The sequence below is a fragment of the Streptomyces sp. MMCC 100 genome, from assembly GCF_041538145.2.
In the GTDB taxonomy this organism is placed as follows: domain Bacteria; phylum Actinomycetota; class Actinomycetes; order Streptomycetales; family Streptomycetaceae; genus Streptomyces.
Window position 1 is genome coordinate 4,685,280 of sequence record NZ_JBGORK020000001.1, and the last position, 14,790, is coordinate 4,700,069.

General features: G+C 71.3%; 13 protein-coding genes. 10 read left to right on the top strand and 3 right to left on the bottom strand.

All coding sequences use genetic code 11. The features are described 5' to 3' along the window. Positions 1 to 135: 135 nt before the first annotated feature. The 3 genes from ABS735_RS21840 to ABS735_RS21850 all read right to left on the bottom strand — a co-directional run bounded on the left by ABS735_RS21840 (position 136) and on the right by ABS735_RS21850 (position 3,637). Positions 136 to 1,254, bottom strand: a complete 1,119-nt coding sequence (locus ABS735_RS21840) for an NADH:flavin oxidoreductase (protein ID WP_373900932.1) — start codon at positions 1,252 to 1,254, stop codon at positions 136 to 138. 151 nt (positions 1,255 to 1,405) lie between these two features. Beyond that, entirely contained in the window at positions 1,406 to 3,007 is a 1,602-nt protein-coding gene (locus tag ABS735_RS21845) for an MDR family MFS transporter (RefSeq protein ID WP_373900931.1), read from the bottom strand. Positions 3,008 to 3,037: 30 nt separating this feature from the next. Next, complete coding sequence (locus ABS735_RS21850) at positions 3,038 to 3,637, bottom strand: NADPH-dependent FMN reductase (protein ID WP_373900930.1); 600 nt, start codon at positions 3,635 to 3,637, stop codon at positions 3,038 to 3,040. Between the two features lie 118 nt (positions 3,638 to 3,755). Here ABS735_RS21850 and ABS735_RS21855 point away from each other — a divergent pair, with 118 nt between their 5' ends. The 10 genes from ABS735_RS21855 (at position 3,756) to ABS735_RS21900 (ending at position 14,781) form a co-directional block, all read left to right on the top strand. Next, on the top strand, positions 3,756 to 4,493 hold the full coding sequence (locus ABS735_RS21855) for a TetR/AcrR family transcriptional regulator (protein ID WP_373900929.1): 738 nt from the start codon (positions 3,756 to 3,758) through the stop codon (positions 4,491 to 4,493). Positions 4,494 to 4,623: 130 nt separating this feature from the next. Further along, positions 4,624 to 5,475: a hypothetical protein gene (locus ABS735_RS21860; protein WP_373900928.1), complete on the top strand. Its 852-nt coding sequence runs from the start codon at positions 4,624 to 4,626 to the stop codon at positions 5,473 to 5,475. Positions 5,476 to 5,792: 317 nt separating this feature from the next. Continuing rightward, entirely contained in the window at positions 5,793 to 7,280 is a 1,488-nt protein-coding gene (locus ABS735_RS21865) for an FAD-dependent monooxygenase (protein WP_373900927.1), read from the top strand. A 13-nt stretch (positions 7,281 to 7,293) separates the two neighbouring features. Continuing rightward, on the top strand, positions 7,294 to 7,620 hold the full coding sequence (locus ABS735_RS21870; protein WP_373900926.1) for a TcmI family type II polyketide cyclase: 327 nt from the start codon (positions 7,294 to 7,296) through the stop codon (positions 7,618 to 7,620). Further along, entirely contained in the window at positions 7,617 to 8,897 is a 1,281-nt protein-coding gene (locus ABS735_RS21875; RefSeq protein WP_373900925.1) for a beta-ketoacyl-[acyl-carrier-protein] synthase family protein, read from the top strand. The genes ABS735_RS21870 and ABS735_RS21875 overlap by 4 nt, the downstream gene beginning before the upstream one ends. Then, a complete protein-coding gene (locus ABS735_RS21880; RefSeq protein ID WP_373900924.1) occupies positions 8,894 to 10,120 on the top strand; it encodes a ketosynthase chain-length factor in 1,227 nt (408 codons plus the stop codon). The genes ABS735_RS21875 and ABS735_RS21880 overlap by 4 nt, the downstream gene beginning before the upstream one ends. Before the next feature lie 448 nt (positions 10,121 to 10,568). After that, on the top strand, positions 10,569 to 10,838 hold the full coding sequence (locus ABS735_RS21885; RefSeq protein WP_373900923.1) for an acyl carrier protein: 270 nt from the start codon (positions 10,569 to 10,571) through the stop codon (positions 10,836 to 10,838). A 188-nt stretch (positions 10,839 to 11,026) separates the two neighbouring features. Continuing rightward, entirely contained in the window at positions 11,027 to 11,812 is a 786-nt protein-coding gene (locus tag ABS735_RS21890) for a 3-oxoacyl-ACP reductase (protein WP_373900922.1), read from the top strand. A gap of 42 nt (positions 11,813 to 11,854) precedes the next feature. Next, entirely contained in the window at positions 11,855 to 12,790 is a 936-nt protein-coding gene (locus ABS735_RS21895; RefSeq protein ID WP_373900921.1) for an aromatase/cyclase, read from the top strand. Between the two features lie 2 nt (positions 12,791 to 12,792). Further along, on the top strand, positions 12,793 to 14,781 hold the full coding sequence (locus tag ABS735_RS21900) for an SDR family oxidoreductase (RefSeq protein ID WP_373900919.1): 1,989 nt from the start codon (positions 12,793 to 12,795) through the stop codon (positions 14,779 to 14,781). Positions 14,782 to 14,790: the final 9 nt, after the last annotated feature.

Genomic DNA, 14,790 nt, shown 5'->3' on the forward strand with positions numbered 1-14,790 from the left:
TGACGAACGGGCGATGTCGGGCAGCCTGCGGGCCGCGGTCCACCGCTCCGGAGGCCGGCCGGAGCGACGGGGGTTCGTCGGGCCCGCGGTCCCAGCGGGCCTGGGACCCGCTGGGACCGCCGGGTGGTACGGCTTTCAGTCGAGGCTGCCGACGAGACCCACGTGGAAGGGGCTGAGCTCGTCGTGGCGCCCGGAGAGGATCTTCGCCAGCCACTCGGGGTCGCCCAGAAGGGCCCGCCCCACCGCCACGAGGTCGAACTCGTCACGCTCCATGCGGTCGAGCAGCTCCCCGATGGCCGTGACGCTGGCCTGCTCGCCCTGGAAGACCTGGAGGAACTCGTTGCTCAGGCCCACCGAGCCGACGCTGATGGCGGGCTTGCCGGAAACCTTCTTCGCCCAGCCGGCGAGGTTGAGGTCGGACCCCTCGAACTCGGGGAGGTGGAAGCGGCGGGTGGAGCAGTGGAAGATGTCGGCGCCCGCCTCCGCCAGCAGGCCGAGGAGAGTCTCCAGTTCCTGCGGGGTCTCGGCGACCCGGGCCTGGTAGTGGTTCACCTTCCACTGGGAGAACCGGAAGGAGATCGGGAACTCGTCGGACACGGCGGCCCGGCAGGCGGCCACGATCTCGGCGGCGAAGCGGGTACGGCCGGCGACGTCACCGCCGTAGCCGTCGGTGCGCCGGTTGGTGTGGGGCCACAGGAACTGGTCGATGAGGTAGCCGTGTCCGCCGTGGATCTCCACGCCGTCGAAGCCCAGGGCCTCGGCCGCGGCAGCGGCGGAGGCGTAGGCGGCGACCACGTTGTCGATGTCGGCCTGGGTCATCGCGTGGCCCGGCTGCGTGCCGTCCAGGGCGATGCCCGAGGGGCCGATCCGCGGAGCGTCGGGCACGGGCGGGTTGCCGACCGTGCGGTCCATGCCGACGTGCCACAGCTGCGGCATGATCCTTCCGCCCTCCTGGTGGACCGCGTCGGCCACCGCGGTCCAGCCGGCCAGGGCGTCGTCACCGTGGAAGTGCGGGACCCGCGCACTGTTGCCCGCCGAGTCGTGGCCGACGTACGTGCCCTCGGTGATGATCAGGCCGACGCCGCCGGCCGCCCGCCGGGCGTAGTAGCGCGCCACGTCCTCGCCCGGGACGCCGCCCGGGGAGAACTCGCGCGTCATCGGCGCCATCACGACACGGTTGGGCAGGCTGAGGCCTCCCAGGGAGAAGGGACGGGCCAGGATGTCCTTGGCACGCTCGACCGGATTCGTGGGCATCAGTGTCTGCCTTCGGTAGGGAGCCGACCGCACGGCGCGACGGGGGATTGGATTCACACCGTGCGGTCGGCAGCTCGGATGGGTTGGTGCAGCCTGGGGGCGGGCGGAGCCGCCCGGTACCGGGGCGTCCGGGCGGGGCCCGGGCCCGCGCTCAGTCCCCGGGCGGAGTGCGGACGGAGTCCGCATCCGGGGCGCTACCGGTGGCGGTCGCCGCCGTCGCCGGATCGTGGGCCGGTACCGCGCGGATGAACCACGCGGTGGCGAAGGTGATCACGGACAGCACGGCGGCGCCGACCACGACACCGTGCAGTCCGCTGCTGACGGCGTCCTCGACGGTGTGGCGCACACCGGCGGACATGTCCTTCAGCAGGGCGGGCGTCAGCTCGCCGCCGGCGGTCAGCCGCTCCTCGGCGGCCGAGCCGAGCCGCCCCGCCATGACGTCGGCCATGCGGCTGCTGTGCACGGCTCCGAGGACGGCGACACCGAGGGAGCCGCCGATCGTACGTACCAGGGTGACGGTGCCGGTCGCGGCGCCCATGTCGCGGGGGGCGGCGTTGTTCATGGTGGTGAGCAGGGTGCTCTGCATGAGGATCCCGACGCCGACTCCGACGACGAGGGTCAGTGCCGAGGCCGCGGCGAGCGGGGTGCCCGAACCGACCAGGAGCAGCAGCAGGGCGCCGACGACGGTGACGGTGCCTCCGGTGAGCGGCACGACACGCTCCAGCCCTCCGCGGTCCATCAGCCGCCCGGTGGTCAGCTGAGCCGTCAGCATGCCGAGCATCAGCGGCAGGATCAGCATGCCGCTGACCGTGGGCGAGGTGCCCTGGACGAACTGCATGTACTGCGGCAGGTAGTTGATGACGGACACCAGGATCGCGCCGACCAGGAAGCTGAGGACCTGGGCGAGGGTGAACTCCCGGCTCTTGAACAGCCGCGGCGGCGTGATGGGTTCGGCGACGCGCTGTTCCACGCGGACGAACCAGAAGAGGCTCAGCACGACGGCCACCGCGAGCGCCGCGATCTGCCAGGACATCCAGGCGTAGGTGGTGCCGGCCCAGCTGGCAAGGAGGGTGAGGGCGAGGATGCCGGTGGTCAGCAGGCCCGCGCCGAGGTAGTCGACCCGTCCCGTGACGCGCTGCGCGGGCAGTCGTACGCCCTTGGCGACGGCCAGCAGGGCGACGACGCCGATGGGGACGTTGACGTAGAACGTCCAGCGCCAATCCATGTAGTCGGTGATGAATCCGCCGAGCAGGGGGCCGCCGACGAACGACACCGGCAGCATGATGCCCACCATCGACTGGATGCGACCGCGCTCCTCCGGGGGCACCAGCACACCGATGACCGCGAGAGCCCCGACCATCAGGCCGCCCGCACCGAGGCCCTGGACGGCCCGGAAGGCGATGAGCTGCCCCATGCTCTGCGCCAGGCCGCACAGCACCGTCCCGATCAGGAAGAGCAGCACGGAGTTGGTGTACGCGCCCTTGCGACCGTAGAGGTCGCCGAGCTTGCCCCACAGCGGGGTGGCGGCGGCCATGGTGAGCAGGTACGCCGTCACCGACCAGGAGAAGTGGTCCAGGCCACCGAGGTCGCCCACGATCGTGGGCAGCGCGGTGCTGACGATCTGTCCGTCGAGCGTCGCCAGGAAGATGCCGAGCATCAGCCCGAAGACGCCGAGCCGGGGTAAGGCGGGGCGGTCGGGTGCGGGTGCGGGTGCGGGTGCGGGTGCGGGAGTGGGTGTCGGGCGGTCGTTCATCGCTGCCCCCAGTTCGCGAGTGGCGGGACGTCAGACGGCGTACGGGCGGACACGCCTGGCGTCACGCAGAGCGTGCGCCCACCAGGTGAGCTGATCGAGCATGGCCTTGGCGGCGCCGTCGCAGCCGGGGTCGGTCGGCTTGCCGTCGGCGCCGAAGATCTGGCCGTAGTTGTGGAAGCTGACCGTGTTGCGGATGGTGACCGCGTGCAGTTCCGCGAGGACCACGCGGAGCTGTTCGACGGCGCGCAGGCCGCCGGCGAGGCCGCCGTAAGAGACGAAGCCGACCGGCTTGGCGTGCCACTGCTCGTTGTGCCAGTCGATGGCGTTCTTCAGCGACGCCGGGAAGCTGTGGTTGTACTCCGGAGTGACGATCACGAAGGCGTCGGCCTCGGCGAGCCGCGGCGACACCGCGCCGAGCTGGGCCACGACCTCGTCGGAGGGGGGCTGGCCGAAGGCGGGGAAGACGGTCGGCAGGGGCGTGTCGACCAGGTCGACCAGGTCGGCCGTCATGTCCTCGCGTTGGGCGATGTGTTCGGTGATCCAGTCCGCGACGACCGGACCGAAACGTCCGTCCCGCGTACTGCCGATGATCACCGCGGTCCGCAGCGGGCCGCCGGTCACGTCAGCCATGGAAAGCACCTCCGGGTGTGTACGTCGTATCTTCCACGTACAACGTACACATGGGCGTGTACGTTGTCCACTCCTGATACGCTGTACGCAGCACCGTCCGGAGGAAGGAACCCAGGCGATGGCCTCCCAGCAGAGACAGCCACAGACCGAGGACCGGGACCACGTCTCCGTGTGGGAACGTCTCGAGCGCCCGGCACCGGCCCCGCGCACCACGCTCACCCCGCAGCGGATCGCCATGGCCGCGGTGGGCATCGCCGACGCCGAGGGACTGGACGCCGTCACCATGCGACGCCTGGCCACCGAGCTCGGCGTGGCACCCATGGCCGCCTACCGCTACGTCACCGGCAAGGACGAGCTCCTGGAGCTGATGGTCGACTTCGTCTACGGCGAACTGGACCTGCCGGACGGAACGGAGGGCTGGCGCACGACCATGCGCACGCTGGCCCTGCGGATCCGGGAGGTCCTGCTGCGGCACTCGTGGGTGACCCGGGCGACCTGGTGCGCGCCGACCCCGAACCAACTGGCCGTTCCGGAGGCCGCGCTGGCCGCGCTCGACGGTCTCGGGCTCGACGCGGACACGGCAATGGCGGTCTACAGCACCGTCACCGCGTATGTGCACGGCGCGGTCGACTCCGAGGTCGGTCTGATGCAACTGCTGAGCGTGCGCGGCTGGACCAGCCGCGAGGAGGCCCGCTCGGGACTCGCCTCGCAGATGGCCTGGCTCATGAGCACCGGCCGCTTCCCGATGTACGCGCACTACATCGGCGAGGCCGACCGCAAGGACGACCCGCTGTGGCAGTTCGAGACCGGCCTGGACTGCGTCCTCGACGGCATCGCGGCCCGTCTGTCGGTCTGACCACATCTCCCGAACAGCACACTCAGGAAAAACGAAAGCCCGCTACAGGGAAATTACATGTAGCGGGCTTTCGCTTGTCCGTTCCGGAATCCGCGAAATAGGTTCACCGTACTTGGAAGCGGTGGGGGAAATGACACACGGATTCACGGACACCACGAAGACCACACACACGACGGCACGGCCGCTGGAGTGCGAGGGCGCCATGTGCCGGCGGAGCGAGGCGGCGGGCCGGGCCCGCGATCTCGCCGTCGCCGGCAGCCGGCTCTGCCCGACCTGCCGGCTCCGGCTCACCCACGATCTGCGACGGCTGCCGCGCCTGTACGACGAGTGCGGACAGCTCCTCACGGGCGCCGACCGACCCCGGGACCGCACCTCCGGCGGCCCGCTGCCCGGCATGGCCTTCAACACCGCGGCCGCCGACGCCCGCTCGGCGATCGTCGGGACCCTGCGGTCCTGGGCCGCACTGGTGATCGAGGAACGGGGTGCCGGCGCCCCGCGCGACGCCCCGGAGGAGATCGCCGCGTTCCTGCTCCGGCACACCGACTGGCTCGTCGCCCATGGGGCCGCGGGCGAGCTGTCCGACGAGGTCGCCCAGTGTGTGCGCCGGGCCCGCCGGGTGATCGACCCCGCTCCCCGGCACCGGACACCGGTCGGCGGGTGCGTGGTGCCCGACTGCGCGGGCTTGCTGACCGCTGCGGCCCGGCGCGAGGGCGCCGAGTCCGCCGTGGAGATCAGCTGCGACAGCGATCCCGCGCACCGCTGGTCCGGTCAGGAGTGGCTGCGGCGCGGCGCCCGTCCCACGCCCGAGCAGGAGCCGGCGGTGCGCTGGATGACCGCCCGTGACATCGCCCTGCTGTGGAGCATCGCACCCGGCAGCGTCTACCGCCGCGCCAGCCAGGACCGCTGGCGCCGACAGGCCCGCAACGGGCGCACCTACTATCACGCGCAGGACGTCCACGCATCGCTCGGTCCCCGCACCTGACCAACGCCGGAAAGCACCGGAAAAAAGGAAGCTCCGCCAAGGGCGAACCGCCCCTGGCGGAGCTTCTTTGTCGGTGGCCACAAATCTGATTTGACGCGGGTTTGACACAAGTTTGTTGTTGAATTGGAAAATCTGCATTGACATCCGCAGCGATTCCGAAGAAGCTCTTCATTAGCTTCCGCAGCAGTGTGTCTGTGCAACCGGCACACCCATCAGGGCCACCAGCGGGCGGCCCGTTCCAGGCGGCGCACCGATGACCTCTTCCGGTGCGCCGCTTCGTCGTATCCACCCTTCCGACGCCCCCGGAGGACACATCCATGGACGCTTCCGTCATCGTCGCCGGCGCCGGGCCCACCGGACTCATGCTCGCCGGGGAACTACGCCTTGCGGGGATCGACGTCATCGTGCTGGACCGGCTCGATGAGCGCACCGGCGAATCTCGCGGACTGGGCTTCACCACCCGGACCATGGAGGTCTTCGACCAGCGCGGCCTGCTGCACCGCTTCGGTGACATGGGGACCAGCAACGCCGGGCACTTCGGCGGTACCCCGGTCGACTTCGGGGTGCTCGACAGCATTCACCAAGCGGCCAAGACCGTGCCCCAGTCGGACACCGAGACCATGCTCGAAGACTGGGTGCGTGAGTTGGGCGCTGACATCCGGCGCGGCCACGAGCTGGTCACCCTGCGCGACCACGGCGACCATGTCGAGGTCGAGGTGCGCGGCCCCGACGGCGAGGCGAACCGACTGACGGCTCCCTATGTCGTCGGGTGCGACGGCGGTCGCAGCACCGTGCGCAAGGCCGCCGGCTTCGACTTCCCGGGCACCGCCGCGACCATGGAGATGTACCTCGCGGACATCAAGGGTGTGGACCTCGAGCCCCGTCTTATCGGCGAGACGTACCCCGGCGGCATGGTCATGTGCGGCCCGCTCGGCGACCGCGGGGTCACCCGCATCATCGTCTGCGAGCGCGGCACCCCGCCCCGTCGGCGCACCGAGCCGCCCGCCTACGCGGAGGTCGCCGCCGCCTGGCAGCGGATCACCGGCATCGACATCTCGCACGCCGACCACGAGTGGGTCAGCGCGTTCGGCGACGCGACGCGTCTGGTCACCGAGTACCGGCGCGGCCGGGTGCTGCTGGCGGGGGACGCCGCGCACATCCATCTGCCGGCCGGCGGCCAGGGCATGAACACCGGTGTCCAGGACGCCGTGAACCTGGGGTGGAAGCTGGCCGCCGTGGTCCGCGGCACCGCGCCCGAGGCACTGCTGGACACCTACCACGGCGAGCGCCATCGGGTGGGCGAACGGCTGATGATGAACACCAAGGCCCAAGGCCTGCTCTTCCTCAGCGGCGAGGAGGTCCAGCCGCTGCGCGACGTGCTGGCGGAGCTGGTCCGCTACGAGGAGGTCAGCCGTCATCTCGCCGGCATGGTGAGCGGCCTGGAGATCCGCTACGACGTCGGCGCGGGCCGGCATCCGCTGCTGGGGCTGCGCATGCCGCACCTGGAGCTGGTGGGCGACCGGCGCAAGACCAGCAGCACCGAACTGCTGCGCGCGGGCCGGGGCGTGCTGCTCGACCTGGAGGACAACGCCGTCCTCCGCGACCGCGCGGCCGACTGGGCGGACCGGGTGGACATCGTCACCGCGGAGCCCCACGGCGTCCTGGCCGGCAGCCCGCTCTCGGGCACCTCGGCGGTCCTGGTACGTCCCGACGGGCATGTGGCCTGGGTCGCACCGGGCAGCCATCACGACCTGCCCATGGCACTGGAGCGCTGGTTCGGCCCGTCCCGGACCCAGCAGTCCTGACAAGGAGACACTCATGCACAGCACGTTGATCGTGGCCCGGATGGAACCCCGTTCTGCCGAGGACGTCGCCCGCCTGTTCGGTGAGTTCGACGGCACGGAGATGCCGCATCTGATGGGCACCCGGCGCCGCCAGCTCTTCTCGTACCGCGGGCTCTACTTCCACCTTCAGGACTTCGACACCGAGGACGGCGGCGAGCGAATAGAGGCCGCGAAGACGGACCCGCGGTTCATCGGCATCAGCGAGGACCTCAAGCCGTTCATCACCGCCTACGATCCCGCCACCTGGCGCTCCCCCGCCGACGCCATGGCACAGCGCTTCTACCAGTGGACCGCGCGGTGAGCGGCCCGCACGGCCGGCGGGTCGTGATCACCGGCATCGGGGTCACCGCGCCCGGCGGCGTGGGCGCCAAGAGCTTCTGGAGCCTGCTGTCCGACGGCCGCACCGCCACCCGCCGCATCAGCTTCTTCGACCCGTCGCCGTTTCGCTCGCAGGTCGCCGCCGAGGTGGACTTCGACGCGGAACTACTGGGTCTCGGCGCCCAGGACATCCGGCGGATGGACCGAGCCGCACAGTTCGCGGTGGTCACCGCGCGGGAGGCGGTCGCGGACAGCGGCGTGGAGTTCACGTCGCTGGACCCGCACCGCACCGGCGTGACCATCGGCAGCGCCGTGGGTGCGACGATGGGCCTCGACCAGGAGTACCGCACGGTCAGCGACAGCGGCCGGCTCGACCTCGTCGACCACGAGTACGCCGTGCCGCACCTCTACAACTACCTGGTGCCCAGCTCGTTCGCCGCCGAGGTGGCCTGGTCGGTGGGGGCCGAGGGCCCGACCACCGTGGTCTCCACCGGCTGCACATCCGGTCTCGACGCCGTGGGTTACGCCGCCGAGCTGATCCGTGAGGGCTCGGCCGACGTCATGGTGGCCGGCGCGACGGACGCGCCCATCTCGCCCATCACCGTGGCCTGTTTCGACGCGATCAAGGCGACCACCCCGCGCAACGACGACCCTGAGCACGCCTCGCGTCCCTTCGACGGGACGCGCAACGGCTTCGTGCTGGGCGAGGGTTCGGCCGTGTTCGTCCTGGAGGACCTGGACAGCGCCAGGCGGCGCGGGGCCCGTGTCTACGCGGAGGTCGCCGGATACGCCACCCGCAGCAACGCCTTCCACATGACGGGCCTGCGCCCCGACGGACGCGAGATGGCCGAGGCGATCCGGGTCGCGCTGGACGAGGCCCGCCTCGAGCCCGGGGCCATCGACTACATCAACGCGCACGGCTCGGGCACCAAGCAGAACGACCGGCACGAGACGGCGGCGTTCAAACGCAGCCTGGGCGAGCACGCGTACGAGGTGCCGATCAGCTCCATCAAGTCCATGGTGGGCCACTCGCTGGGCGCGATCGGCTCGATCGAGATCGCGGCGAGCGCGCTGGCGATGGAGCACCACGTCGTGCCGCCCACGGCCAACCTGCACACCCCGGACCCCGAGTGCGACCTCGACTACGTGCCGCTGACCGCACGGGACTGGAGGACCGACGCGGTGCTGTCGGTGGGAAGCGGATTCGGCGGGTTCCAGAGCGCCATGGTGCTCGCCCGCCCCGATCGGAGGACAGCGTGAGCGCGACGGGTGTCAGGGTCGCCGTCACCGGGCTGGGTGTCGTCGCCCCCAACGGGCTGGGCACGGCGGCCTACTGGGCCGCGACCCGCAAGGGGACGAGCGGCATCGGCCGGATCACCCGCTTCGTTCCCGACCGCTATCCGGCCCAACTGGCCGGCGAGGTCGACGGATTCGCCGCGGAGGAACATCTGCCCGGCCGGCTGCTGCCGCAGACGGACCGGATGACCCAGCTCGCCCTCGTGGCCGCCGACTGGGCGTTCCAGGACGCCGCGGTGCATCCCGGGGAGCTGCCCGAGTTCGAGATGGGCGTGATCACGGCCAGCTCGTCGGGCGGATTCGAGTTCGGCCAGCGCGAGCTGCAGGCCCTGTGGGGCAAGGGCAGCCGGTACGTCAGCGCGTACCAGTCCTTCGCCTGGTTCTACGCCGTCAACAGCGGGCAGATCTCCATCCGCAACGGCATGCGCGGCCCGAGCGGCGTGGTCGTCAGCGACCAGGCCGGCGGTCTGGATGCCGTCGCACAGGCCCGGCGGCAGATCCGCAAGGGCACCCGGCTGGTGATGTCCGGTGCCGTCGACGCCTCGATCTGCCCGTGGGGCTGGGTCGCGCAGATGGCGAGCAACCGGCTGAGCACCAGCCGCGACCCGGAGCGGGCGTATCTCCCCTTCGACGCGGCGGCGAGCGGCCATGTGCCCGGCGAGGGCGGCGCCCTGCTCGTCCTGGAGGAGCTGGAACAGGCCCGGGCCCGGGGCGCGCAGCAGATCTACGGCGAGATCGCGGGGTACGGCGCCACACTCGACCCCCGGCCCGGCAGCGGGCGTCCACCCGGTCTGCGCAAGGCGATCGAGCTGGCGCTGGCCGACGCCCGGACGGCTCCCGGCGACATCGACGTGGTGTTCGCCGACGCGGCCGCGATCCCCGAGCTGGACCGGGTCGAGGCCGAGGCGATCACCGAGGTGTTCGGGGCACGGGCAGTGCCCGTGACAGTGCCCAAGACGATGACCGGGCGGCTGTACTCGGGGGCGGCACCCCTGGACCTGGCCGCCGCGTTCCTCACCATGCGGGACGGGGTGATCCCCCCGTCCGTCGGCATCGCACCCTCCCCCGACCACGACCTCGACCTGGTCGTCGACGAGGAGCGGACGGCGCCGGTGCGCTCGGCTCTGGTGGTCGCCCGCGGCCACGGCGGTTTCAACTCCGCAGTCGTCGTGCGCGCCGCCGAGTAGAACCGGTCCCGCGGCTCCCGCCGTGCTCTCCCGGGACGCACCGTCCCCGAGGGCACTCACCGGCCGCGACGACGCCGTCGACGCCCGTCGGCCACCGTCGTACGGCCGCTCGGGCCGCCGTCGGCGCACCGCGGACGACCACGGCCTCCGGCAACCGCCGGGGAACACCCGCGCCTGCCGCACCCGCGGCCGGTCCCCCGCCCGCACCACCCTGAGGAAGTCCGGCACCGGTGCCTCGCGCGTGGCACCGCATCGGACGCCCACGGGCGGGAACAGCCTCCTCCGTCACCTCCGCCCCGCAGCTGCACGCTGCCCCATGGTCCCGCTCGGCCGGTCCGAGGGCGCCGCATCGTGTGGCGTGCCGATCGGCGAGCGGCGGCGGTCACGACGGCGCGCGGAGAGCCGGCCGTGACCGCCCCCCACACCAGCAACGAAAGGACAGTCACCCATGCCCGCCCATGAGTTCACCCTCGACGACCTCAAGCGCATCCTGCGCGAGGGAGCCGGCGCGGACGACGGCATCGACCTCGACGGGGACATCGTCGACACCGACTTCGAGTCGCTGGGCTACGAGTCCCTGGCGATGCTGGAGACCAGCGGCCGGATCGAGCGCGAGTTCGACATCATCCTCGACGACGAGACGCTGACCGACGCGCGGACGCCGCGTGAGCTGATCGCGGCCGTCAACGCCGTGCTGGTGCCGGCCCGTATCGGCTGAGCCCGTCCCGGACCGCGCCCCGTCGGTTCCCGCCGGACACCGTCGATGCCCTCGGCGGGAACCGGCGGCGCGCTTCACCCCTTCCCTTTCCTCCCTTTCTTCCTTTCCCGCTCTGCCGCCGGTGCCGCCGCAGGTCCGGCGGCAGCGGTGTGTCCAGCCGCCTTCACCGACGTTTCCAGGAGACAGACATGACGCAGCAGCACCGGAGGGTCGCCCTCGTCACCGGCGCGACCAGCGGTATCGGCCTGGCGGTGACCAGGCTGCTGGCCGCCCAGGGCCACCAGGTGTTCCTCTGCGCCCGCACCGAGGAGAGCGTGACCCGTACGGTCAAGGAACTCCTCGACGAGGGGCTGGAGGTGGACGGCGCGCCCTGCGACGTCCGTTCCTCCGACGACATCAAGCGGCTGGTGCAGCAGGCCGTCGACCGCTTCGGCACGATCGACGTGCTGGTCAACAACGCGGGCCGGTCGGGTGGCGGGGTCACCGCCGACATCGCCGACGACCTCTGGTACGACGTGATCGACACCAATCTCAACAGCGTCTTCCTGATGACGCGCGAAGTGCTCACCACGGGCGGCATGCGCGAGAAGGAACGCGGCCGGATCCTCAACATCGCCTCCACCGCGGGCAAGCAGGGCGTGGTGCTCGGCGCGCCGTACTCCGCTTCCAAGCACGGCGTCGTCGGCTTCACCAAGGCGCTCGGCAACGAGCTGGCGCCCACCGGCATCACGGTCAACGCGGTCTGCCCGGGCTACGTCGAGACCCCGATGGCGCAGCGCGTGCGCCAGGGCTACGCGGCTGCCTACGACAGCACCGAGGACGCCATCCTCGAGAAATTCCAGGCGAAGATCCCGCTCGGCCGCTACTCGACCCCCGAGGAGGTCGCGGGCCTGGTCGGCTATCTGGCCTCCGACGCCGCCGCGTCCATCACCTCCCAGGCGCTGAACGTCTGCGGCGGCCTGGGCAACTTCTGATACCCGGCCTCCGGACCCCGACCACACGCAGGAGAAGACACCATGACGACCCGCCAGGTCGAGCACGAGATCGCCGTCGACGCCCCGGCCGCCGCCGTCTACCGGCTGATCGCCGAGGTGGAGAACTGGCCGCGGATCTTCCCGCCCACCATCTACGTCGACCACGTGGAGCGCGGCGCGGGCGAGGAGCGCATCCGGATCTGGGCCACCGCCAACGGCGAGGCGAAGAACTGGTCCTCGCGCCGCACCCTGGACCCGGAGAACCTGCGGATCACCTTCCGCCAGGAGGTCTCCACCCCGCCGGTCGCCGCGATGGGCGGCACCTGGATCATCGAGCCGCTCTCCACGGCGTCCGCCCGCATCCGGCTGCTGCACGACTACCGGGCCGTCGACGACGATCCGGAGGGCCTGAAGTGGATCGACGAGGCCGTCGACCGCAACTCCCGCTCGGAGCTGGCCGCACTGAAGACCAACGTCGAACGGGCCCACGCCGCCGAGGAGATCACCTTCTCCTTCGAGGACACCGTGCAGATCACCGGATCGGCCAAGGACGCCTACGACTTCGTCAACGAGGCCGGCCTGTGGGTGGAGCGGCTGCCGCACGTGGCCTCCGTCCGCTTCTCGGAGGACACCCCGGGGCTGCAGACCCTGGAGATGGACACCCGCGCCAAGGACGGCTCGACGCACACCACGAAGTCGTACCGGGTGACCTTCCCGCCCTACAAGATCGCGTACAAGCAGGTCACCCTGCCCGCGCTGATGACCCTGCACACCGGCTGCTGGACGTTCGCGGAGAACGAAAGCGGTGTCGCCGCCACCTCGCAGCACACCGTGGTCCTCAACACGGAGAACATCGTCAAAATCCTGGGCCCCGGGGCGACCGTCGCCGATGCCCGGGAGTACGTCCGCAGCGCGCTGAGCACCAACAGCCGCGCCACCCTGGGCCACGCCAAGAACTACGCCGAGAACAAGCGCTGACCATGAGGCAGCTGGACACCGATGTGGTCGTCGTCGGCGCCGGGCCGGTCGGCCTGATGCTCGCCGGGGAACTGCGCACCGGCGGGGCACGGGTGACCGTACTGGAACGGCTGGCCGCGCCCACCACCGAGTCGCGGGCCTCGGTCCTGCACGCCCGCACGATGGAACTGCTGCACGAGCGGGATCTGCTGGACCGGTTCGGGCCGCTGCCCGACGCCGGAGCGGGCCACTTCGGCGGCATCCGCCTCGACCTGACCGAGGCCGGCGACAGCCCGTACGCCGGACAGTGGAAGGCACCGCAGACCCGTGTCGAGGCGGTGCTGGGCGAGTGGGCGGGGCAGCTCGGCTCCGAGGTGCGGCGTGGTCACACGGTCACCGGTCTGGTCGAGGCGCCCGACCGGGTCCATGTCGTCGCCACCGCGCCGGACGGCGGGCGGCTGCGGCTCACTGCCGCGTACGTCGTCGGCTGCGACGGCGAGGAGAGCACCGTACGGCGGCTGGTGGGCTTCGGCCTTTCCGGAACAGGCCCCACCAAGGAGCTGCTGCGCGCCGACCTGGCGGACATCGATGTGCCGGAGCGGCGCTTCGAGCGGCATCCGGAGGGGGTGGCCAACGCCCGCCGCGGACCGGACGGTGTCACCCGCATCATGGTGCACGCGTTCGACCGGGTTCCCGGCACTTCCAAGGTCCCCACGTTCGCCGAGGTGTGCGCCGTCTGGGCACGGGTCACCGGCGAGGACATCAGCGGCGCCCGGCCCGTCTGGGTCAACGCCTTCCACAACGCCCGCAGGCAGGCGGTCCGTTACCGCAAGGGCCGGGTGTTCCTCGCCGGAGACGCCGCCCATGTCCAGCTGCCGGTCGGCGGGCAGGCGCTCAACCTGGGCCTGCAGGACGCGATGGAGCTCGGCGGGACCCTTGCCGCGCATCTCACCGGCCGAGCCGGCGAGGAGCTGCTCGACACCTATCACACGGTCCGCCATCCCGTGGGCGCCCGCGTGCTCTCCAACATCGAGGCGCAGGCCCAGCTGATGTTCGGCGGGCCCGAAGTGGAGGCGCTGCGGGGGGTGTTCCGCGAGCTGCTGGAGATCCCGGTGGCCCGCCGCCACCTGGGCGCAATGATCAGCGGGCTCGACAGCGGCGGCCCCGCCGCGCCCGGGGCCCGCCGGCCGGCCGTGCCCGGCGCTTCCGCACCGATTCGTCAGCACATCACGCACAGGAGGACCACCATGGGCAAGCTCACCGGAAAGACCGCGCTCGTCACCGGCTCCAGCCGTGGCATCGGCCGGGCCACGGCCATCCGGCTGGCCCGCGAGGGGGCGCTCGTCGCGGTGCACGGCTCGAGCAACCCGGCGTCCGCCGAGGAGACCGTCGCCGCCATCGAGAAGGAGGGCGGCCGGGCCTTCCCGGTGCTCGCCGAACTCGGGGTGCCGGGCGACGTCCACGAGCTGTTCCTGGGCCTGGAGCGGGAGCTGAAGGAACGCACCGGCAGCACCACCCTTGACATCCTGGTGAACAACGCCGGAGTCATGGGCGGGGTGAACCCCGAGGACCTCACGCCCGAGCAGTTCGACCGGCTCTTCGCCGTCAACGCGAAAGCGCCGTACTTCCTCGTGCAGCGGGCATTGAGCAACCTGCCCGACGGCGGCCGGATCATCAACATCTCCTCCGGTCTGACCCGGGTCGCCAACCCGCAGGAGGTGGCGTACGCGATGACCAAGGGCGCCGTCGACCAGCTCACCCTGCACTTCGCCAAGCACCTCGGTGCGCGCGGCATCACTGTGAACAGTGTGGGTCCCGGCATCACCGACAACGGCTCGCCGGTCTTCGACAACCAGGAGGCGGTGACCGCCATGGCGGGCTACTCGGTCTTCAACCGGGTCGGGGAGGCCCGCGACATCGCCGACGTCGTTGCCTTCCTCGCGAGCGACGACTCCCGCTGGGTCACCGGCTCCTACCTGGACGCCAGCGGCGGCACCCTGCTCGGCGGCTGAGCGGTCGGA

Coding starts and splice junctions, on each gene's coding strand:
- ABS735_RS21870 (WP_373900926.1), top strand. CDS start 7,294: ATGCACAGCACGTTGATCGTGGCCCGGATGGAACCCCGTTCTGCCGAG.
- ABS735_RS21865 (WP_373900927.1), top strand. CDS start 5,793: ATGGACGCTTCCGTCATCGTCGCCGGCGCCGGGCCCACCGGACTCATG.
- ABS735_RS21900 (WP_373900919.1), top strand. CDS start 12,793: ATGAGGCAGCTGGACACCGATGTGGTCGTCGTCGGCGCCGGGCCGGTC.
- ABS735_RS21860 (WP_373900928.1), top strand. CDS start 4,624: ATGACACACGGATTCACGGACACCACGAAGACCACACACACGACGGCA.
- ABS735_RS21850 (WP_373900930.1), bottom strand. CDS start 3,637: ATGGCTGACGTGACCGGCGGCCCGCTGCGGACCGCGGTGATCATCGGC.
- ABS735_RS21885 (WP_373900923.1), top strand. CDS start 10,569: ATGCCCGCCCATGAGTTCACCCTCGACGACCTCAAGCGCATCCTGCGC.
- ABS735_RS21855 (WP_373900929.1), top strand. CDS start 3,756: ATGGCCTCCCAGCAGAGACAGCCACAGACCGAGGACCGGGACCACGTC.
- ABS735_RS21840 (WP_373900932.1), bottom strand. CDS start 1,254: ATGCCCACGAATCCGGTCGAGCGTGCCAAGGACATCCTGGCCCGTCCC.
- ABS735_RS21845 (WP_373900931.1), bottom strand. CDS start 3,007: ATGAACGACCGCCCGACACCCACTCCCGCACCCGCACCCGCACCCGCA.
- ABS735_RS21895 (WP_373900921.1), top strand. CDS start 11,855: ATGACGACCCGCCAGGTCGAGCACGAGATCGCCGTCGACGCCCCGGCC.
- ABS735_RS21890 (WP_373900922.1), top strand. CDS start 11,027: ATGACGCAGCAGCACCGGAGGGTCGCCCTCGTCACCGGCGCGACCAGC.